The sequence below is a fragment of the Streptomyces sp. CC0208 genome, from assembly GCF_003443735.1.
Classification (GTDB): domain Bacteria; phylum Actinomycetota; class Actinomycetes; order Streptomycetales; family Streptomycetaceae; genus Streptomyces; species Streptomyces sviceus.
This window is the reverse complement of the sequence record NZ_CP031969.1, coordinates 5426979-5447618: the sequence shown is the minus strand read 5'-3', so window position 1 is coordinate 5447618 and position 20640 is coordinate 5426979. Positions and strand designations below refer to the sequence as shown.

The following is a 20640-nucleotide window of genomic DNA, read 5'->3' as shown; positions in this document are numbered from 1 at the left end:
GTACGGGATGTTGACGGCACGAAGGCGCGCGGTGGCGGCGGCGGTGGTCCTGACCGGATCGCTGCTGATGACCTCCTGCGGGAACTCCGACAGCGGGTCCTCCGACGGGAAGACGCTGCGGCTGTGGCACTACGAGGGCCCGGACAGCGCGATGGGCATCGCCTGGAAGGAGGCGATCAAGGAGTTCGAGGCCACGCACCCCGGCGTGAAGGTGAAGTTCGAGGAGAAGAGCTTCGACCAGATCCAGAAGACCGCCCCGATGGTCCTCAACTCCTCGGACGCGCCCGACCTCATGGAGTACAACAAGGGCAACGCGACCGCGGGCCTGCTCTCCAAGCAGGGACTGCTCACCGACCTCACGGCAGAGGCCACCAAGCGCGGCTGGGACAAGAAGCTCAGCCCGAGCGTGCGCACCACCAGCCTCTACGACGCCAACGGCGTGATGGGCTCCGGCAAGTGGTACGGCGTCCCCAACTACGCCGAGTACACGCTGGTCTACTACAACAAGGACCTCTTCAAGAAGTACGGCATCGCCGTGCCGAAGACCCTCGGCGAACTGACCGCCGCGATGGACAAGTTCGTCGCCGACAAGGTCACCCCGCTCGCCAACGGCGGCGCCGCCTACCCCGCCCAGCAGTACCTCTACCAGCTCGCGCTCTCGAAGGCCGATCGCGCGTGGGTGGACGCCTACCAGCTCTACAAGGGCAAGACCGACTTCCACGACGCGGCCTGGACCTACGGCGCCGAGACCTTCGCCGACTGGGTCAAGAAGGGTTACTTCAGCAAGAGTTCCAGCGGCCAGAACGAGGAGGCCGCCGGTGTCTCCTTCACCTCCGGCAAGGCGCCGATCCTGTTCTCCGGCAGCTGGTGGTACGGCCGCTTCAAGACGGACAACAAGTTCGACTGGGGCACCTTCCGCTGGCCCGACTCGCAGCTCACCCTCGGCTCCGGTGGCAACCTCTGGGTCGTACCGCAGGGTTCGAAGAACAAGAACCTCGCCTACGACTTCATCGACATCACCATGTCGAAGAAGATCCAGAACCTGCTGGGCAACTCCGGCGGTGTCCCGGTCGCGGCCGACGCCTCCGCCATCACCGACCCCCAGTCGAAGACCCTGATCGACGACTTCAACACCCTCTCGAAGAACGACGGCCTGGCCTTCTACCCCGACTGGCCGGTCCCCGGCTTCTACGACGTCCTCGTCTCCGGGACCCAGAAGCTGATCACGGGCAGCGAGAAGCCCGACGGTTACCTCAGCGATCTCCAGGAGGCCTACGACAAGGGCGCGCCGAAGCAATGACGGTGACCGTCGAACGGAACGCGCGGGCGGTCGGCAAGGGCACCGCCGGCAAACCCCCGCGCGGTCCCCGCGACTCCTACGCCCTCTTCCTTCTCCCCGGCGCCCTCGCCTTCCTCGCGATCGTCGTCCTGCCGTTCGTGATGAACACGTATGTGAGCTTCACGGACTGGCAGGGCGTGGGTTCGCCCGAGTGGTCCGGGCTCGCCAACTACCGCGAGCTGCTGGACGATTCCGAGTTCTGGGCGTCGTTCCGGCACAGCCTGTTCATGGTCGTGGCGATGGCGGCGATCCCCACGGCCCTCGGCCTGGTCCTCGCCGCCGCCCTGTTCGACCACGTCGGCAAGCACTTCGGGTCCAGAACAGCCGCCGTTCTCCGCGCCTGCTTCTACCTCCCCCAGGTCCTGCCGATCGCGGTCGCCGGCATCGTCTGGAGCTGGATCCTCGCCCCGGACAACGGCTCGCTCAACGCGCTCCTGAAGGCGATCGGCCTCGGCTCCTGGCAGCAGGACTGGCTGGGCGACCCTGACCTCGCGCTCTACAGCGTCATGGGCGTCATGATCTGGGTCCAACTCGGCTTCCCGCTGGTCGTCTTCATGGCCGGCCTGCAACGCGTCGACCCGCAGCTGTACGAGGCGGCCGAGCTGGACGGCGCCGGCTGGTGGCGCCGTTTCTGGCACATCACGCTGCCGCAGATCCGGCCGGAGATCTACGTCGTGCTGACCTGGTGCTCGATCGCCGCGCTCAAGGTGTTCGGCGCGGTGTACGTCCTGACCAAGGGCGGGCCGGGCGGCGCCACGGACGTGCCCTCCTACTTCTCCTTCACCACGTTCTTCGAGAAGACGCAGGTCGGCTACGGCGCCGCGATCTCCACCGTGCTGACGGTGATCATCCTGGCGCTCTCCCTGATCGGTCTGAGGCTCCAGGAGAGGAGCGACCCGTGACCACCGCCCTGCGCCGCTACCCGGTGCTGATCGCCCTGTGCATCGCGGCCCTGTTCATGGTCGTGCCGTTCCTCATCGTCACGGTCAACGCCTTCAAGTCCCCCACGGAGTACGCCCAGAACGGCCCCCTCAGTCTGCCCGACGGCTTCTACACGGACGGCATCAAGGACTTCTGGGAGCGGGTGGACTTCGGCCGGAAGCTCGTCAACTCGGTGCTGATCAGCGGTTCGGTGGCGGTCCTGGCCGTGGTGCTGTCCGTCCTGAACGCCTACGCGATCGGCATCGGCCGTATCAGGGCCCGCACCTGGGTCCTCGCCTTCTTCGTCCTCGCGAACATGCTGCCGCAGGAGGCGCTGGTCTACCCCGTCTACTACCTGAGCAAGCAAGTCGGCCTCTACGACACCAGGTTGAGCGTGATCATCGTGTTCACGGTGATCCAGGCTGCGTTCGGCACGTATCTGCTCTCCTCGGTGCTCGGCCAGTTCCCCCGCGAGATCCTGGAGGCGGCCCGGATCGACGGCGCCAACAAGTGGCAGGTCCTTTGGCGGATCGTCGTCCCCGTCAGCCGCCCCACCCTCGGTGTGCTGCTGGTCTTCTTCTTCATCTGGACCTGGAACGAGTTCCTGCTCCCCCTGGTCATGCTGATCTCCAACGACAACCAAACGGTGTCGGTGGCCCTCGGCGTCCTCCAGGGCCAGCGCCTGATGGACGCCACGATGACCAACGCGGCGGCCCTGCTCGGCGTGCTCCCCGCGATCGTGTTCTTCCTCGTCTTCCAGCGAACCCTCACCCGCGGTATCGCCGTGGGTGCCGTGAAGTAAGGACCCCCCACAGATGAAGTTCACCGACGGCTACTGGCTGTTGCGAGAGGGCGTGACCGCGGCCCATCCGGCCCAGGTTCACGAGGTCAGCGCGTCGGACGGCCGGCTGGACATCCTCGCGCCGACCCAGCCCATCCGCCGCCGCGGCGACCTGTTGAAGGGACCGGTCGTGACGATCAGCGCCCACGCCCCGATACCCGACGTCATCGGAGTCACCTTCACCCACTTCGAGGGCGAGCAGCCGCAGGGCCCCGCGTTCGAGGTCCGCACGGAGGACTTCACCGCGCACACGGAGTACGACGAGGAGCACGCCACCCTCACCTCCGGCGCGCTGTCGGTCCGGGTGGCCCGCACGGACACCTGGCGGGTCGACTTCCTCGCGGACGGCCGGCTGCTGACCGGCAGCGGCCCCAAGGGCATGGGCATCATGCGGGACGCGTCGGGCGCCCACTACCTGCGCGAGCAGCTCGGCCTCGGCGTGGGCACCTCTGTCTACGGCCTCGGCGAGCGCTTCGGGCCGCTGGTCAAGAACGGCCAGGTCGTCGACATCTGGAACGCCGACGGCGGCACGGCCACCGAACAGGCCTACAAGAACGTCCCGTTCTACCTCACCGACGCGGGCTACGGCGTCTTCGTCGACCACCCCGGCAAGGTCTCCTTCGAGGTCGGCTCGGAAGCGGTGTCACGGGTCCAGTTCAGCGCCGAGACTCAGGAGTTGACGTACTACGTCATCTACGGCCCGAGTCCGAAGGAGATCATCCGCAAGTACACGGCCCTCACCGGCCGCCCGGCCCTCCCGCCCGCCTGGTCCTTCGGCCTGTGGCTGTCGACGTCCTTCACGACGTCGTACGACGAGGAGACGGTGACGTCGTTCATCGACGGCATGAAGGACCGCGAACTGCCCCTCTCCGTCTTCCACTTCGACTGCTTCTGGATGCGCGAGTTCAACTGGTGCGACTTCCAGTGGGACCCACGGGTCTTCCCCGACCCGGAAGGCATGCTCGCCCGGCTGCACGCGCGGGGCCTGAGGGTCTCCGCGTGGATCAACCCGTACATCGCCCAGCGGTCCCCCCTGTTCGCGGAGGGCAAGGCGCTCGGCCATCTCCTCCGGCGTCCCGACGGCAGCGTCTGGCAGTGGGACCTGTGGCAGCCCGGCATGGCTCTGGTCGACTTCACCAGCCCGGCCGCCCGCGACTGGTACGCGTCCAAGCTGGAGGCGCTGCTCGCGCAGGGCGTGGACTGCTTCAAGACCGACTTCGGCGAGCGGGTACCGCTGGACGTGGAGTGGTCCGACGGCTCCGACCCGGAGCGGATGCACAACTACTACTCCTACCTCTACAACAAGACCGTCTTCGACGTGCTGCGCAAGCACCGCGGCGAACAGGAGGCGGTCGTCTTCGCCCGCTCGGCGACCGCGGGCAGCCAGCAGTTCCCGGTGCACTGGGGCGGCGACTGCGAGGCGACCTACGAGTCGATGGCCGAGTCCCTGCGCGGAGGCCTGTCCCTGGGCCTGTCCGGCTTCGGCTTCTGGAGCCACGACATCGGCGGCTTCGAGGGCACCCCGACACCTTCCCTGTTCAAAAGGTGGCTGGCCTTCGGACTCCTCTCCTCCCACAGCCGCCTGCACGGCAGTTCCTCCTACCGGGTGCCGTGGCTGTTCGACGAGGAGTCCGTCGACGTACTGCGGCACTTCACCCGCCTCAAGCTGAAGCTCATGCCGTATCTCTACGAGGCCGCGCGCGCCGCCCACGCCGAGGGCGTGCCGGTGATGCGGGCGATGGTCCTGGAGTTCCCGGACGATCCCGGGTGCGCACACCTGGAGCGGCAGTACATGTTCGGCCCCGACCTGCTGGTGGCGCCGGTGTTCGACGACGAGGGCGAGGTCTCCTACTACGTCCCCGAGGGCACCTGGACCCACTTCGTGACCGGCGAGACGGTCACCGGACCGCGCTGGGTGCGCGAGAAGCACGACTTCCTGAGCGTGCCGCTGCTGGTCAGGCCGGGCGCGGTGCTCCCGGTCGGCGCGGTGGACGACCGGCCCGACTACGACCACGCCGACGGGGTGACCCTGCGGGCGTACGGCCTCGGGCGGGGCGAGCAGGTCACGGTACGGGTGGGCGAGGTCGCCTTCACCGTCGTACGCGAAGGGGACACGCTGCGGGCGTCCTGCTCCGACCCCTCGGCGCCCTGGGCGCTGGCCGCGGGTGCCCGGGAGACGCGGGCGCGGGCCGGAACCGGCTTTCTCTCCCTGGAGCTGGGCTGATGGTGAAGATCACGGATGTCGCGCGGCGGGCCGGGGTCTCCCCCAGCACCGTCTCCTACGCCCTCAGCGGCAAGCGCCCGATCTCCGAGGAGACCCGGCGGCGGGTCGAGGACGCCGTCCGCGAGCTGGGTTACCGCCCGCACGCGGGCGCCCGCGCCCTGGCCGGCCGGCGGTCGAACGTGCTGGCCCTGGTCGTGCCCTTACGGGCGGGGATCCACGTCCCGACCGTGATGCGGTTCGCGGTGTCCGTGGTGACCACCGCCCGCCGCCACGACCACGACGTGCTGCTGCTGACCCAGGAGGAGGGTACGGACGGGCTGACCCGGGTCGCGGACACGGCGCTGGTCGACGCGCTGATCGTGATGGACGTCCAGCTGGACGATCCCCGGCTGCCGTTGCTGCGGAATCTGGAGCTGCCGTCCGTGCTGATCGGTCTGCCTGCCTCCTCGGAGGGTCTGACCTGCGTCGACCTCGACTTCAGGGCCGCGGCCGAGGCGTGCGTGGAGCATCTGGCGCGGCTGGGTCACCGGTCGGTGGCTCTGGTCGGTTCCCCGCCGGAGGTGTACGTGCGCCGCACGGCCTTCGCCCAACGGGTGGTCCAGGGCTTCACGGACGCCGCCGACCGCAGCGGGATGGCGTCGTCCGTGCACCCCTGCGAGCCGGGCGCGGCCCGCGAGGTCGCCGAGCGACTCCTGCGGGAACAGCCCGCGTTGACGGGAGTGGTCGTCCACAACGAGGCCCTGCTGGGGCCGCTGCTCGACGCCTTCGAACACCTCGGCCTCCGCGTCCCGGCCGACCTGTCCCTCACCGCGATCTGCCCCGACGAGCTGGCCGAGTCGGTTCGCGTCCCGATCACCTCGGTCGCGCTGCCGTCGGCGGAGGTGGGTGAGCGGGCCGTGGAGCTCCTGATGAAGAAGCTGGCCGGGACGGCCGTACCGGAGGCGACCCTGCTGCCGCCGAGGATGACGGAGCGGGCGAGCACGGGGCGGCGGACGGTTTCTTCTCCATAGGTGACCGTCCTTGACAGACATGACGAAGGCCCCGCTGCCGTGAAGCAACGGGGCCTTCGCCCACATGGGGTTGTCCCCGGAGGGACGAGTGGAGATGGCGGGAATCGAACCCGCGTCCAACGGTGCAGAACCAGGGCTTCTCCGTGTGCAGTTCGCTGCGATTTTCTCGGCCCCGGCGATCACGCGAACAAGTCGCCGACGGGCCCAGTCACTGTTTGATTTCCCATTGCGCCCCGTGACCGGGCGCAATGGTTTAGTCCCCTAGATTATGCCAGGATCCGGGTCGGGAACACTCCCGGGCTGACACCCGTTAGGGCCTTCGCTCACTGCTTATTAGGCAGCGAGGGCGAAGACGCGGGAATCGCTCTTGGAATTGGCGATTATTGGTTGCGACATATGGTTTACGAGATCATTGCCGCTTCCTCGACACGCTTCCCCTGCCTCAACAGCCGCTGTCGAAACCGATCATCCCCATGTTTTGTTTTCAATCAACCCACCGACCGCGGCCGGTGTTGACTCCATCGTACGTGACCAACGCACGCCGATGCCACTGTATTCCCGGCGGCCGCGCCCTACTGGCCCCGCTCCTTGCGCTTCACCGCCGCGATCGCGCGGTCCGACTCCCGCCGGTCCTGCTTCTCGCGCAGGGTCTGCCGCTTGTCGTACTCCTTCTTGCCTCGCGCGAGGGCGATCTCGGCCTTGGCCCGGCCGTTGGTGAAGTACAGGGCGAGGGGCACGATCGTGTGACCCGTCTCCTGGGCCTTCGTCTCCAGCTTGTCGATCTCCTCGCGGTGCAGCAGCAGCTTGCGCTTGCGGCGCGCGGAGTGGTTGGTCCAGCTGCCCTGGCTGTACTCGGGGATGTGGGCGTTGTGCAGCCACGCCTCACCGCCGTCGATCTGGACGAACCCGTCGGCCAGCGAGGTCCGCCCCTGGCGCAGCGACTTCACCTCGGTACCCGTGAGCACGATCCCGGCCTCGTAGGTGTCGATGATCGCGTAGTCGTGCCGGGCCTTCTTGTTCTGGGCGACCAGCTTGCGCTTGCCGCCCTTCTCCCCGTCCCGGGCCTTGCCGCCCCCGCCACCCTGCTTCGGCTGGGACTCCTTCGGTACGTACATTCCCTTGCTCATAGTGCTGCCCATTTTCGCACTAGGTGGGGGTGCCAGGACCAGTCCTTATCGACGGGGCTGTGTCGATGTGCGGCTCCGCCGCGTGGGCGCGACCAGCCCCCACCGGCCCGCAGCCGACGGACGACCTCTACTCGCCCAGTCCCCCAAGCACCGTCTCGGCCTGCCGAAGAGCCCCCTCATCGACCTCGAGGTCAGGCGTGATCCCCCGCCCGTCCACCCCTCGCCCCGACGGAGTCCGGTAGTGCCCTACGGTCAGCTCGGCCACGGCCCCGTCCGGCAGCCGGCTGGGCATCTGCACCGACCCCTTGCCGAACGTACGGGAACCGACGACCACGGCCCGTCCCCGGTCCTGCAGCGCCCCGGTGAGCAGCTCCGCCGCGCTCATCGTGCCGCCGTCGACCAGCGCGACCAGCGCCCTGCTCGTGTCCCCACCGGGCTCGGCGTGCAGCGCCTGCTGCGACCCGTCGACGTCGTAGGTCGCCACCAGTCCCCCGTCGAGGAAGGCGGACGCCGTGGTGACCGCCTCGGTGACCAGCCCGCCGGAGTTCCCGCGCAGGTCGAGAATGATCCCGCCGCCGGCCGGAGCGTCCCGGACCGCGTCACGGACCTCGTCCCCGACGCCCTTGGTGAACGAGTCGATCCTGATGACGGTGATCCCGCCGGCGAGTTCGCGGACGGCGAGCGAGTCCGTGGACAGACGGGCGCGCCGGACGGTCTCGGTCCACGCGTGTGTGCCGCGTTCCAGGCCGAGCCGCACGGCCGTACCGGCGGCCGCGTCCTTGGCGTCGCCGCGCAGTAAGGAGACCACCTCGGTGACCGGATGCCCGTCCACCCGCTCCCCGTCGACGCTGCGCAGCCGGTCGCCCTCGCGGATCCCGGCGGCGGCCGCGGGCGAGTCCGAGCTCACCCGGGTCACCTCGATACGGCCGTCCCGCTCGCGCCGGGCCCACAGACCGACGCCGGTGTACCGGCCGTCGAGGGCCTCCTCGAACTCCTCGTACTCGCCACGGGAGTAGACGGCACCCCAGCGGTCCCCGCTGCGGCTGACGGCGCGCTCGGCGGCCTCCACGGGAGACGCGCCGTCGGCCATGGCCTTCTCGGCCGCCGCGGCCACGTCCTCGTGATGACCCGCGGGGGCGGCCGAACGGGCCGCGTCCGACGGGGACTTCCGGTCATTGCCGTCGGCCTCGGAGAAGGAACCGGTCGCCGCGCCGGCCACCAGCACGCTCGCGAACACCAATGTCAGGGCCGCCCCCCGGCGGATGCGGCGGGGCTGACAGAACAGATCTCGGCCCGACATGCCGGTGAGTCTAGGACAACGCAAGAGGGCCGCACGGCCGGTTGACCGTACGGCCCTCTTGGCATGCGTCACACCTTCAGGTACTTGCGCAGCGCGAAGAACGCGGCCAGCGCGGGCATCAGCACGCTCGCGGCGAGGATGAGCGGCAGCTTCGTGAGGACGGCGTCCCAGCCCACGAAGTTGATCAGGTTGAGCTTCGTGGCCAGGGCCATGCCGTGGTCGACGGTGAAGTACCGGCCGACGACCAGGAAGACACAGGCGAGCCCGCCGCCGATCGCACCGGCGACCGCGGCCTCCATGATGAACGGCGCCTGGATGTAGAACCCGGACGCGCCCACGAGCCGCATGATCCCGGTCTCCCGCCGACGGCTGAACGCCGAGACCCGCACCGTGTTGACGATCAGCAGCAGGGCGACGATCAGCATGAGCGCCATGACGCCGAGCGCGGCCCTGTTCATCAGGTTCAGCATCGTGAAGAGGTTGTCCAGGATGCCCTTCTGGTCCTGCACGGACTGCACGCCGTCGCGGCCGTTGAACGCGGTCGCGATGACCTGGTACTTCTCCGGGTCCTTCAGCTTGATCCGGTACGACTCCTGCATCTGGTCCGGCGTGAGGGACGCGGCGAGCGGGGAGTCGCCGAACTGCTCCTTGTAGTGCTTGTACGCCTCGTCCTGCGACTCGTGGATGACCGTCTCGACGACCGACATCTTCTTCAGGTCGGAGAGGATGTCCTTCTTCTGGTCCTCGGTCACCGCGCCCTTGGCGCAGTTGGGGTCCGACTCGGCGTCGCTCTTGTTGCAGAGGAAGATCGAGACGTTGACCTTGTCGTACCAGTAGCCCTTCATGGCGCCGACCTGGTCGCTCATCAGGAGCGAACCGCCGAACAGGGCGAGCGACAGGGCGACGGAGACGATGACCGCGAACGTCATCGTCAGGTTGCGACGGAGACCGACACCGATCTCGGAGAGTACGAACTGGGCGCGCATGGCGTCTTCTTCAGGCCTTTCCGGGGACTCTACGAACGGCGGTCAGTGCTGGTAGCCGTAGACGCCGCGTGCCTGGTCGCGGACGAGGCGGCCCTTCTCCAGCTCGATGACGCGCTTGCGCATCTGGTCCACGATGTTCTGGTCGTGGGTCGCCATCAGCACCGTCGTGCCCGTCCGGTTGATCCGGTCGAGCAGCTTCATGATGCCGACGGAGGTCTGCGGGTCGAGGTTGCCGGTGGGCTCGTCGGCGATCAGCAGCTTGGGCCGGTTGACGAAGGCCCGCGCGATCGCCACGCGCTGCTGTTCACCGCCGGACAGCTCGCCGGGCATCCGGTCCTCCTTGCCGCCGAGCCCGACGAGGTCGAGCACCTGCGGCACGGACTTGCGGATCTCGCCGCGCGACTTGCCGATGACCTCCTGCGCGAAGGCCACGTTCTCGGCGACGGTCTTGTTCGGCAGGAGCCGGAAGTCCTGGAACACCGTCCCCAGCTGGCGGCGCATCTGCGGCACCTTCCAGTTGGAGAGACGCGCGAGGTCCTTGCCGAGGACGTGCACCTGGCCCTGGCTGGTCCGCTCCTCACGGAGCACGAGCCGCAGGAAGGTGGACTTTCCGGAGCCGGAGGACCCGACGAGGAACACGAACTCGCCCTTCTCCACTTCCAGGGAGACATCCCTGAGTGCGGGGCGGGTCTGCTTGGGGTAGACCTTGGATACGTTGTCGAATCGGATCACGGATGCACCACGGTAGGCCGGGGGTAGATGAGCGTGACCATACGCGAACCGGGTGCGCGAGCGCAGGCGCCGGTTCGGGTTGCGTATCGGTTGGGCGGTTTTGTGCCCACCTGTGAACCCCGTCTCCGGCAGCGCACAGGCGACGCCCGGTGGAACCTGGCACAGTAGAGAGGGGAACGTTCTCCGACCCGGAGGCGTTGTTCCCGTAGAACGTAGTTCGCAGGAAGGGTGACGCGCATGACGTACGACCGCCTGGTGTGCGCAAACTGCGCGGCACCCGTGAGCGAGGGCCGGTGCCATGTGTGCCGCGCGAACCGCGAGCGGCTGCAGCAGGACAACCCCTTCGCGGGCCTGAACCCGACGACCCTGATCGCGCTGCTCGCGGTGCTGATCGCAGCGGTGGCTCTGCTGGCGCACCAGACCGCGTAGGCGGCGGTCGAGAACATACGAAGGGCCCGGAGCGTGTCCGCTCCGGGCCCTTCGTCGTACAGCGTGCGCACGCTAAGCGGGCGCGCGACTACCGGACGTCACCGTCAGGCGGCAGCGCCACCGCGGCCGCCCGCCAGACGCGGCAGCAGCCGGAAGCCGACGCCGCCGGCGATCATCGTGGCGGCACCGATGACCAGGAACGCGGTCTGGCCGGCACCGGTCTCGGCGAGCTCCTGACCGTTGCCCTGGGCCGACGTGTTGGACGTGGTGTCCGTGCCGGTCTCGGTGAGGGCCGAGGAGCCCTCTTCCTGGACGGAGGTGTTGGAACCGCCGTCGGGGCTGGTGTTGCTGTTGCCGCCGCCCCCGGCGTTGCCGTTCCCGTTGCCGTTCCCGTTGCCGTTGCCGTTTCCGTTGCCGTTCCCGGTGCCCGGGTCGGTCGGGTCCTCAGTCGGCTCGGTCGGGTCCTCGGTGGGCTCCGTCGGGTCGTCGGTCGGGTCCTCGGTGACCGGCGGCGTGACCGGGTCCGTCGGAAGCTCGGTCGCCGGGTCGGTGGGGAGTTCGGTGCCCGGGTCGGTCGGAATCTCCGTACCCGGGTCGGTCGGGTCGTCGCCGAGGCCGGTGTCGACGTTCACGCCGACACCGCTGTCGCCCACGCCCACGTTGATCTCCAGCGCGGAAGCAGCGCCGGCAGCGGTCAGCGAGGCACCGGCCGCGATCACGGCACCGGCGGCTATACGCGCGATCCGGATCCGCGTCTTCTTCGTCATGTGGTTGCTACCCCCAGTAGCTCATCGTCAATGAGGCGGCGCTCGGGGCCGTGATCGACGGGAGAAGGTAGCTGTGCTTCAAGTCCCCCGGTTCACATGCGCCCCAGAGATACGCATGCCACGCTTCACCTTTCCCATTTTTCAAAGCAACGTCAAGGCCGTTGCGGGCGCGATGTCCTGGTAAGAGCTCTTTGCCGGGGAAAGCGGTCTGTGAGTGTGATGTAAAACCCAGACATAAAGCAAACTGCCGCCCGACGGGCGGCAGTTGCAGAACGGTTGTCAAGTCGACAAAGTTACTTCTCCTGCTGCTTGCGCCAGCGAATTCCGGCTTCCAGGAAGCCGTCGATCTCGCCGTTGAACACCGCCTCGGGGTTGCCGACCTCGAAGTCGGTGCGCAGGTCCTTGACCATCTGGTACGGGTGCAGGACGTACGAACGCATCTGGTTGCCCCAGGAGTTGCCGCCGTCGCCCTTGAGGGCGTCCATCGCGGCCTGCTCCTCCTGACGGCGCCGCTCCAGCAGCTTGGCCTGGAGGACGTTCATCGCGCTCGCCTTGTTCTGGATCTGCGAGCGTTCGTTCTGGCAGGAGACGACGATGCCCGTGGGCAGGTGGGTCAACCGCACCGCGGAGTCGGTGGTGTTGACGCCCTGACCGCCGGGACCGGACGACCGGTACACGTCCACACGCAGCTCGGACTCGTCGATCTCGATGTGGTCGGTCTGCTCGACCACGGGCAGGATCTCCACCCCCGCGAAGGAGGTCTGCCGGCGTCCCTGGTTGTCGAAGGGCGAGATGCGCACGAGCCGGTGGGTGCCCTGCTCGACGGACAGGGTGCCATAGGCGTACGGCACCTGCACGGCGAAGGTGGTCGACTTGATGCCGGCCTCTTCGGCGTACGACGTCTCGTAGATCTCGGTCTTGTAGCCCTTCTGCTCCGCCCAGCGCAGGTACATCCGCTGCAGCTTCTCGGCGAAGTCGGCGGCGTCGACACCACCGGCCTCGGCGCGGATGTTGACGAGCGCCTCGCGGGAGTCGTACTCGCCGGAGAGGAGGGTGCGCACCTCCATCTCGTCGAGCGCCTTCTTGACGGAGGTGAGCTCGGACTCGGCCTCGGCGAGGGTGTCCGAGTCGTCCTCCTCCTCGGCCATCTCGAACAGCACGGCGAGATCGTCGATCCGGCTGCGCAGTGCGTCGGCCTTCCTGACCTCGGCCTGGAGGTGGGACAGCTTGCTGGTGATCTTCTGCGCCTCGTCCGGGTTGTCCCACAGGGACGGCGCGGCCGCCTGCTCCTCGAGCACGGCGATGTCTGCCCTCAGCTTGTCGAGGTCCAGAACGGCCTCGATCGACTCCATGGTCGAGGAGAGGGACTTGAGCTCTTCGGATACATCGACGACTGCCACGCCCTCCAGCCTAACGGCTGTGGCAACCGACGTCGGTCGTCCCCCGGACCGCCCGCCCCCTCAGGGAGAGGCGGGCGCCGAGTTCTTCGTGTCCTGCGGCGCCGCTCCCGCGTCGTCGCCCGAGGCGGCCGCCCAGATCCCGACGCCCGCCGCAGCGACCAGCACCAGCCCCGCGACCCCCACGACCAGCCTCCGCCGCCGCGTGGTCGCCCGGTGCCGCGCGGATCCCGGCCGCGGCGCCCCGGCGGGCCTCGGCACCCGGGCCGTCCCGCGCGCGCCTCCGGCCAGCTCGTCGGGACCGGGCACCCTCATGGACGTGTGCGTGTCCCGATTGGAGTCCGCGGGTTTCGCCCCCGGCACCAACGGCACCGCGCCCCGCCGCACCGGTCGCGCGGACGGCGCCGGCTCCCCGGAGGAGTCCGCGGCCGCGTCCTCCGCTCCCTGTTCCATCTCCTCGGCGTCCGGCTCGTCCACGTCCAGCGGGGGCATCCCGGCCAGCATGGGCAGCAGTTCCCGCAGTCGCGCCCCCAGCTCGGACGCCCGCAACCGGGAGGCCGGCGCCTTCGCCAGGCACTGCACGATCAGCTGCCACAGCTCGTCGGGGATGCCCGGAAGCGGAACCACCGTCTCCGTCACATGCCGTCGCAGCACCGCCCCGGGATGGCCGCCCCCGAACGGCGTGAACCCGGCCAGCAGCTCGTACAGGACGGTCGCGAGGGCGTAGATGTCCACGGACGCCCGCGGCGGCAGTCCCTCGACGATCTCCGGTGCGAGGTAGTCGGGCGTCCCGATGATCTTCGTGGCCCGGGTCCGCCGCGGCGAGTCGATGAGCTTCGCCACACCGAAGTCGGTCAGCAGCGCCGGATGCGCGCCCCCGGGCCCCAGCGGGCCCTGCATGTCCAGCAGGATGTTCTCCGGCTTCACGTCCCGGTGCACGACCCCCTTCGCGTGTGCCGCGGCCAGCCCGTCCGCGACGTCCGCGACGATCGCCGCCGCCGCCTCGGGGGCGAGCCGCTTCTCCCGGTCGAGCCGGGTGCGCAGATCGGTCCCCCGGACCAGGTCCATGACGAGCGCGAGGTCGTTGCCGTCGACGACGAGGTCGCGTACGGAGACCACATGGGGGTGCTCCAGGCCGAGCAGGGCCGTGCGCTCCTGGACGAAGCGTCCGACGAGCTCCTGGTCGGACGCGAGGTCCTCGCGCAGCAGCTTCACGGCGACGGGCCCCTCGGGTCCCTCGCCCAGCCACACCGTGCCGGCGCTGCCCCGCCCCAGGATCTGGTTGGCGGTGTACCGGCTGCCGATCTTCCGTGCCAAGGCTGCTCCTACAGACGCGTGTTGTCGCTAAAACTACGCGCCGGAAGAGCCAACCTTCACCGCGGAGACGGAAATCACCCGCCGAGAGTCGACAAATCCCCAGAGTTACGGCTGACCTGAGGACTTTCCACCCAGGTCCCCGATCCAGCCGCTCACGGTGTCGATGATGTCCCCGATCTGCTGCCAGTAGCTCTTGCCGGTTCCGATCCACTCCGGGAGCGGGCTCAGCTTCCAGATCAGCCAGCTCGCGACGAACAGGATGACGATCGTGAACAGGCAGCCCTTGAGGCAACCCAGACCGGGAATCTTCATCGGGTTGGCGCTGCGCTGCCGCGGCTGCCGGGGCTCGCGCGCGGGGCGCTCGGGCTGCGGCGGGGGCGCGTACCGCTGCGGCTGCTGCTGCGGGGCGTACTGCTGGGGCTGCTGCTGCGGCTGACGGCCGTAACCGCCCTGCGGCGGGCGTTGCTGGGGCCGCTGCTGCCGCTGGGGCGGCTGCGGCGGCTGCTGTTGCTGCGGCCTGGCGACCTGCCGCTGGGGGCGGCGGCGCAGCGGGTCCTCGTTCGGGTCGAGGTACTGGACCTGCGTCTGTTCGTTGCGGTCCCGGGCCGCGCGCAGCTGGTTCTGCCAGGGGTGCGGGTCCTCGGGCCCGCCCGACTGGTGTCCCGGCTGCCCGTACTGCCCCTGTCCCGGCTGCCCGGGCGGCACCGGCGGCATGACGGCCGTCGGATCGGCCGCGCCCCGGTTCGGGAGTACGGCGGTGGGGTCGGCGGCGCCGACGGGGTTCCCGGCGCCGGTGTGCGGCAGGAAGCTGGTCGCGGCGTTCGGGTCGTATCCACCCGCGCCGTGCGGCAGCACCTGCGTCGGATCGGCGGCGCCGGGAGTGTCCGGCACGGCGGCCGGGTCCGGGTCGGGCAGCAGCAGCGCGCCGACGTTGTCCGCCGCGGCGATCTGAGCGGAGTTCGCGTGCACGCCGATGCCCTCGGCGACGACCCGCAGCCCGCGCGCGAGGTTCTCGGCGCTGGGGCGCCGCTCCGGGTTCTTGCTCAGGCAGCGCTCTATGACCGTCCACAGCGGGTCGGGGACCGTGGAGGGGCGGCGCGGCTCGGCGCTCAGGTGCTGGTGCAGGACTTCGAGGGCGGAGCCGCCGGCGAACGGCGGACGGCCGGTGACCAGCTCGTACAGCAGGATGCCGGCGCCGTAGATGTCGACGGCGGAGGTCTGCGGGCGGCCCTCGGCGGACTCGGGCGCGACGTACGCGGGCGTGCCGACGAATTCCTGGGTCCGGGTCAGGCCCGGCGAGTCCGCGAGGCGCGCGATGCCGAAGTCGGTCAGCAGAGGGTGCATCTGGCCGCCGTACTGGCGCAGCAGCACGTTGGCGGGCTTGAGGTCGCGGTGGACCACGCCGTCAGCGTGGCTGGCGGCGAGCGCGTCGGCGATCTGGGCGGTGATCAGGGCGGCGCCGACGGGGCTGAAGGGGCCGTTCTCGCGCAGGTAGCGGTGCAGGTCGGGGCCCTCGACGAGGTCCATGACCAGGGCGAGCAGATCGCCTTCGACGACCAGGTCACGCACCCGCACGATGTTCGGATGGGTCAGCCGCAGCAGGACGGAGCGCTCGCGCAGGAACCGCATCACGATGTCCGGGTCGCTCGCGAGCTCCTCCTTGAGGACCTTGATCGCGACGGTCTCGCCGGGCTGTCCCGGAACGGCGGCCTCGGCGCCCGCGGTCTCCCGCTGGCGGGCCCGCCACACGGTCCCCGTGGCACCGCGTCCGAGCGGCTCCTCGAGGAAGTACTTGCTGCCTACCGGCCGCACGTCTGCACTCCCTGCTGCTTGCTGTCGTTCCGACCCACTGTAGTGCCGCTCCTCCTGGCACCGCGTAAGCGTTCCCGAGCACGTTCGCAGGAAAGACGCTCCGCCCGGGCTCCTGGTTGCCGGACGTTGACGTGACCGATCTCAAGTGATCGCCGGCGCTGCACTGGTCAGGCACTTTTGGGGGCAGAGCTGACCAATCAAGATCACTTGCCCTCGGGCGACGGGCGCGTTGTCAGTGGCAGGTGCGAGGATGCCTGCAGTACTGGCCGATGGTGCTCGTGCGGGGGTGGGGATGTCCGCGTCCGAGCAGAAGGGACCGCTGACGGCGATGCAGATCCGGCTGACCGTCGTAGACCCGCTGGGCCCGCCCGACCGGGCCCGGGGCCGCGCCGCGAGCTGCGACGTGCTGGTCACCGCTCCCGTCGGCACCGCACTGGCCGCGGTGGCCACGGCCCTCGCCTCGGCGGTCCCGGGGGACGGGGGGACCTCGCGCGCGGGCGAGACGGAGCGCGGCGGCGGTCCGGTCGTGCTGTACGCGGACGGTGAGCGGCTGGACGCCCAGCGCGCCACCCTGGGCGAGCCCCCGCTGATCGACGGTGCCGTGCTGTCCCTGGGCGCCCCGGCGGCCCCCGAGCCCCACCCGGAGCTCGACGACGCCCCCACCCAGCTCCACGTGGTCGCCGGCCCCGACGCCGGCGGCGTCCATCTGCTGCACGGCGGCCAGATCCACATCGGCCGGTCCGCTGACGCCGACGTCCCGCTGGACGACCCCGACGTCTCCCGCCTGCACTGCGCGGTCACGGTCGCCCCCGACGGGCGCGTCTCCGTGGCCGACCTCGACTCCACCAACGGCACGACCCTGGACGGCACCCGCGTGGGCACCCGTCCGGTCCGGTTCCCTCCGGGGGCGCTCCTGAGGATCGGCGAGTCGGTGCTCCGGCTGTCGCCGAGCGGGGGGCGACGGCTCGGGACGGAACCGGACGGCGAGGGCCATGTGCGGGTGATCTCCGTCGAGGCCGGGACCGTGCCGGGCGACGAGCGGGGGCGCGGGGGTACGGATGCGGCCGCGCGCGTGGGCCGAGTCGGGCCCGCACCGGGCGGCAGCCGGGCACACGGAGCTTCGGCACCGGCCGGGGAGCCGGGCGGTGGGCGGCAGGGACCGAGCGTGCCCGCCGCGGAATCCGGTCCGGCCGGGTACTCGCCGGGCGCCGTCCAGGAGCGCGGGACCACGGAAGCCCACGAGGACGGCAGAGGTGTCACGGGCACGGTCCCCGGACATGCCGAGCGCTCGCCACGCGCGCGGAGCAGGGTGTCGGCGGCGGCCGCGGAGTCCAGGTCCGGCAGGACCGCGTCGGCCTCGACCGAGAGCTCGGCCCGCGCGCGGGGCGCCCGGGACAGCGGCGACAGCTCGCCCCAGCCGCCCACCGACCGGACCCATCACGCCTACGGCTCCGGGAGCTGGGGCTCCTCGGGCGGCGGCCCCGAATCCACGGGAGCGCAGGGCCACCGCCCCACCGAGTCACCGGTCGTCGTGCCCGGCCAGGGCGGTGCGCCCCGGATCGAGCGCCGGGACGACGTCGGCGGCGGCCGTCCGGACACCGACGGCAAGCCCCGGGCCGGAGCCGTCTCCGACGCTCCCGCCGACGGACGTGGCAGGGATTCCGGCGGCGACACCCACGGCAGCCGGTCCGGGCTCGGCTCCTTCGAAGTCACGCGCACGACCGCCCTCCCCCCACCTCCGCCTGCCGACCAGGACCAGCCCTCCCCTTCCTCCGCCCGCCCGTCCTCCACCCCCGCCTCCGACGCCCCGGACGCCCCCGCTGCCGGCCGTCGCAAGGGCACCCCCCTGCGCGGGACCGACGTACCGCAGGGCGTGCGGCGGCGCGGGGGGCTGTCCGCGTGGGCCCGGCGGCTGGCCGGGGCGCGGAGCGAACAGGAGCCGTCCGAGCGGGACGAGGCGTACGACGGCACGGCAGCGCCGGTCACCGCGGTGCCGTCGGCCGACGCGCCCCAGGTGCCCGAGGTCTGGCCCGACCCGGCCGCCCTGCTGCTGACGGCGCTGGGTCCCGGCGCGCGTCTGTGGGAGCGCGGGCCCGGGCATCCGGAGGCGCTCACCGTGCGGCTCGGCACCGCCGACCGGGCGGCCCCGGACGGCTCGGGGCTGCTGCCGGCCGTCCCGGTCACCGCGGATCTGCGCGAGGCCGGCGCCCTGGGCCTGGCCGGTCCCCGCGCCCGCCTGTCCGGGCTGGCCCGCGCGGTGGTGGCCCAGCTGGCCGCCCTGCACGCGCCCGAGACCCTGGAGATCGTCCTGATCAGCACGGACCGCTCCCGGTCCGCGCAGGAGCGCACCGCCGAGTGGTCCTGGCTGGGCTGGCTCCCCCATGTCCGTCCGGGCCACGGCCAGGACTGCCGCCTCCTCCTCGCCCACGACCGCGAACAGGCGGCGGCCCGCACCGACGAACTTCTGCGGCGCCTGGACGACCACCTGGCCGACGCCGAGCCCGCTCCCGGGCGCAGGACCGTTCCGGCCGCCCGCTCCGCCGCCCCGCAGGACCGCCCCCGGGACACCGCCCGGCGGCCCTCCTGGGCCCGGGAGGACGCCGAGGACGAGACGAGCGGTGGTTTCCCGGGGCCGTACACCGTGGTCGTCGTGGACGGCGACCCCGGCGGCGCGGGTCTGCGCAGGGCCGTGGCGCGGCTGGCGGCAGAGGGCCCCCGGGCCGGCATCCACATCGTGTGCCTGGCGGAGACGGCCCCGGCCTCGCCCGCCTCTCCGGTGACGGACACGTACGAGGCGGCGTGCGCGGCGGCCCCGACCTTCCGCGAGTGCGGGGCGGTCGGCCTGCTCAGCGGGGACGTGGCGACGGCATTGCGGCTGATGCGGGTGGCCCGGACCGGGGTTCCCGCGGGGGCGGGCGCCGAGACCGACGTGACCGGCGCCTCCCGCAACCACCCCGGGCCCGACCGCCCCGGCCCGGCGGAGACCCGTCACGCGGACGCGTCCCGCAGCGGCGCCAAGGCCCGTCCCACCGGCCCGGGCCCGCGCACCGACGCCGACACCCTGCACCTCACCGCGGCCCCCACCCCTGTGGGCCACGGCACGGTCGCCGCCGTGGACGCCGTCTCCGCGGCCTGGGCCGAGCGGTTCGCACGGGCGCTGGCGCCGCTGCGGACGGACGGCACCGCCGGTGCGGGGCACGCGCGCGTGTCCTCGCCGTTGCCCCAGTCGGCGCGCCTGCTGGACGAGTTGGGGCTGGCCCGGGCCACCCCGCCGTCGCTGATGACCCGCTGGGCGGACGCGGCCGACGACCCGGAGTCGCTCGGCGGCCGGGCGTGGGCGGTGCTGGGGGCCGGACCGCGCGGCCCGGTCTGCGCCGACCTCGTGGCCGAGGGCCCGCATCTGCTGATCGAGGGCCCCGCGGGCAGCGGCCGTACGGAACTGCTGCGGGCGGTCGTCGCCTCGCTGGCCGCGGCCGAGCGCCCCGACCGTCTCAGCGTCGTCCTGATGGACGGACGGGACAGTGTGAGCGGCGGCCAGGGCGAGGGCCTGCGCGTGTGCACGGACGTGCCGCATGTGACCACCCACCTCACCGCCAACGACCCGGTCCGCATGCGGGAGTTCGCCCAGTCCCTGAGCGCCGAGCTGAAGCGGCGCGCGGAGTTGCTGGGCCGCTGCGACTTCGCGGAGTGGCACACCGGCCGGGAGCTGTCGGGCCGCATGGTCGCCCAGCGCACGGCGTCCCCCCGCAACCCGACCGGCACCGCGGGTCCTTCCGGCGACGAGGCCGGCGGCGACCTCGACTCGCCGCCCAGCTCCACGATCCGCCTGCGCCCCGGTGCGGCCCGCCGTCGCACCGACACGGCACCCCCGCTCCACCGTCTGGTCGTGATCGTGGACGACCTGGACGCCCTGGTCTCCCCGCCCCTCGGCTCCCCGGGCAGGCCGGCCGCCGGCTCGGTCATACGCGCGCTGGAGGCGGTGTCCCGTGAGGGCGAGCGCCTGGGCGTCCACCTGGTGGTCGCGACCGGCCCGGGCGGCCGTACGGCCGAGTCGGAAGCGGCCCGCCGGGCCACTCTCCGCGTCAGCCTGGACCCCCCGGCCACCGGACCGGACGAACCGGCACCCGGCCGCGGCCGGCTGACCTGGCCGGACGGCCGGATCACGGCGTTCCAGGCCGGCCGGGTCACCGGCCGCATCCCCCGTACCGCGACCCTGCGGCCCACGGTCGTCCCGCTGGAATGGGACCGCATGGGCGACCCCCCGGCCCGCCGCCCGGTCCGGGAACTGGGCAACGGCCCGACGGATCTTGCCCTGCTGGCGAGTGCATTGGAACGGGCAGCGCGGGAAGTGGCAGCAGCAGAGGTCCCGTCACTGCTCTAGACGTCGAGGGATCCCGGGGGCACCGCCCCCGGGCGACGCATGCCACGACGCACCGGC

Annotated in this window: 15 protein-coding genes and 1 other RNA gene; 7 read left to right on the top strand and 9 right to left on the bottom strand. The window is 71.1% G+C overall.

From position 1 onward, the window contains the following. Positions 1–7 precede the first annotated feature (7 nt). Genes D1369_RS25025 through D1369_RS25005 form a run of 5 tightly spaced genes read left to right on the top strand, consistent with a single transcriptional unit; the run spans position 8 to position 6335 of the window. Positions 8–1300 carry an extracellular solute-binding protein gene (locus tag D1369_RS25025; RefSeq protein WP_007382415.1) on the top strand — a complete coding sequence of 431 codons (1293 nt, stop codon included), beginning with the start codon at positions 8–10 and terminating at the stop codon, positions 1298–1300. Then, positions 1297–2241 carry a sugar ABC transporter permease gene (locus tag D1369_RS25020; protein WP_037900277.1) on the top strand — a complete coding sequence of 315 codons (945 nt, stop codon included), beginning with the start codon at positions 1297–1299 and terminating at the stop codon, positions 2239–2241. The genes D1369_RS25025 and D1369_RS25020 overlap by 4 nt, the downstream gene beginning before the upstream one ends. Beyond that, positions 2238–3062 (top strand): carbohydrate ABC transporter permease, encoded by an 825-nt coding sequence (locus D1369_RS25015; protein WP_007382417.1) that lies wholly within the window; start codon positions 2238–2240, stop codon positions 3060–3062. Before D1369_RS25020 ends, D1369_RS25015 begins: the two co-directional genes overlap by 4 nt. Before the next feature lie 13 nt (positions 3063–3075). Continuing rightward, positions 3076–5325, top strand: a complete 2250-nt coding sequence (gene yicI / locus D1369_RS25010; RefSeq protein WP_007382418.1) for an alpha-xylosidase — start codon at positions 3076–3078, stop codon at positions 5323–5325. Beyond that, the gene (locus tag D1369_RS25005) at positions 5325–6335 is read left to right on the top strand and encodes a LacI family DNA-binding transcriptional regulator (RefSeq protein ID WP_007382419.1); all 1011 of its coding nucleotides are present in this window, start codon (positions 5325–5327) and stop codon (positions 6333–6335) included. The genes yicI and D1369_RS25005 overlap by 1 nt, the downstream gene beginning before the upstream one ends. 86 nt (positions 6336–6421) lie before the next feature. On the opposite strand, the gene ssrA is transcribed toward D1369_RS25005, so the two are convergent. The 5 genes from ssrA to ftsE form a co-directional block, all read right to left on the bottom strand. After that, positions 6422–6808, bottom strand: a transfer-messenger RNA (tmRNA) gene (gene ssrA, locus D1369_RS25000). Between the two features lie 99 nt (positions 6809–6907). Further along, positions 6908–7450 (bottom strand): SsrA-binding protein SmpB, encoded by a 543-nt coding sequence (gene smpB / locus D1369_RS24995; RefSeq protein WP_007382420.1) that lies wholly within the window; start codon positions 7448–7450, stop codon positions 6908–6910. A gap of 139 nt (positions 7451–7589) precedes the next feature. Further along, on the bottom strand, positions 7590–8762 hold the full coding sequence (locus tag D1369_RS24990; protein ID WP_205574489.1) for a S41 family peptidase: 1173 nt from the start codon (positions 8760–8762) through the stop codon (positions 7590–7592). Between the two features lie 68 nt (positions 8763–8830). Continuing rightward, the gene (gene ftsX / locus D1369_RS24985) at positions 8831–9748 is read right to left on the bottom strand and encodes a permease-like cell division protein FtsX (protein ID WP_007382423.1); all 918 of its coding nucleotides are present in this window, start codon (positions 9746–9748) and stop codon (positions 8831–8833) included. 42 nt (positions 9749–9790) lie between these two features. After that, positions 9791–10480 (bottom strand): cell division ATP-binding protein FtsE, encoded by a 690-nt coding sequence (ftsE, locus tag D1369_RS24980; protein ID WP_007382424.1) that lies wholly within the window; start codon positions 10478–10480, stop codon positions 9791–9793. Positions 10481–10717: 237 nt separating this feature from the next. Between ftsE and D1369_RS24975 the strand changes: the two genes are divergently transcribed. Next, a complete protein-coding gene (locus tag D1369_RS24975) occupies positions 10718–10909 on the top strand; it encodes a hypothetical protein (RefSeq protein WP_007382425.1) in 192 nt (63 codons plus the stop codon). 104 nt (positions 10910–11013) lie between these two features. Here D1369_RS24975 and D1369_RS24970 read toward each other — a convergent pair whose 3' ends face one another. From D1369_RS24970 to D1369_RS24955, 4 genes are all read right to left on the bottom strand, one after another. Further along, entirely contained in the window at positions 11014–11676 is a 663-nt protein-coding gene (locus D1369_RS24970) for a hypothetical protein (RefSeq protein WP_007382426.1), read from the bottom strand. A 293-nt stretch (positions 11677–11969) separates the two neighbouring features. Further along, positions 11970–13076: a peptide chain release factor 2 gene (gene prfB / locus D1369_RS24965; RefSeq protein WP_007382427.1), complete on the bottom strand. Its 1107-nt coding sequence runs from the start codon at positions 13074–13076 to the stop codon at positions 11970–11972. Positions 13077–13136: 60 nt separating this feature from the next. Then, on the bottom strand, positions 13137–14390 hold the full coding sequence (locus D1369_RS24960; RefSeq protein WP_118082616.1) for a serine/threonine-protein kinase: 1254 nt from the start codon (positions 14388–14390) through the stop codon (positions 13137–13139). A gap of 105 nt (positions 14391–14495) precedes the next feature. After that, complete coding sequence (locus D1369_RS24955; RefSeq protein WP_118082615.1) at positions 14496–16202, bottom strand: serine/threonine-protein kinase; 1707 nt, start codon at positions 16200–16202, stop codon at positions 14496–14498. Between the two features lie 328 nt (positions 16203–16530). Between D1369_RS24955 and D1369_RS24950 the strand changes: the two genes are divergently transcribed. Then, positions 16531–20583: an FHA domain-containing protein gene (locus D1369_RS24950; protein ID WP_118083152.1), complete on the top strand. Its 4053-nt coding sequence runs from the start codon at positions 16531–16533 to the stop codon at positions 20581–20583. The last annotated feature ends 57 nt before the right edge of the window (positions 20584–20640 follow it).

Bases quoted from the DNA above. Each gene is read 5' to 3' on its own strand.
- D1369_RS25025 (WP_007382415.1), top strand. From the start codon at position 8: ATGTTGACGGCACGAAGGCGCGCGGTGGCGGCGGCGGTGGTCCTGACC.
- D1369_RS25020 (WP_037900277.1), top strand. From the start codon at position 1,297: ATGACGGTGACCGTCGAACGGAACGCGCGGGCGGTCGGCAAGGGCACC.
- yicI (WP_007382418.1), top strand. From the start codon at position 3,076: ATGAAGTTCACCGACGGCTACTGGCTGTTGCGAGAGGGCGTGACCGCG.
- D1369_RS25005 (WP_007382419.1), top strand. From the start codon at position 5,325: ATGGTGAAGATCACGGATGTCGCGCGGCGGGCCGGGGTCTCCCCCAGC.
- smpB (WP_007382420.1), bottom strand. From the start codon at position 7,450: ATGTACGTACCGAAGGAGTCCCAGCCGAAGCAGGGTGGCGGGGGCGGC.
- D1369_RS24990 (WP_205574489.1), bottom strand. From the start codon at position 8,762: ATGTCGGGCCGAGATCTGTTCTGTCAGCCCCGCCGCATCCGCCGGGGG.
- ftsX (WP_007382423.1), bottom strand. From the start codon at position 9,748: ATGCGCGCCCAGTTCGTACTCTCCGAGATCGGTGTCGGTCTCCGTCGC.
- D1369_RS24975 (WP_007382425.1), top strand. From the start codon at position 10,718: ATGACGTACGACCGCCTGGTGTGCGCAAACTGCGCGGCACCCGTGAGC.
- D1369_RS24970 (WP_007382426.1), bottom strand. From the start codon at position 11,676: ATGACGAAGAAGACGCGGATCCGGATCGCGCGTATAGCCGCCGGTGCC.
- D1369_RS24950 (WP_118083152.1), top strand. From the start codon at position 16,531: ATGCAGATCCGGCTGACCGTCGTAGACCCGCTGGGCCCGCCCGACCGG.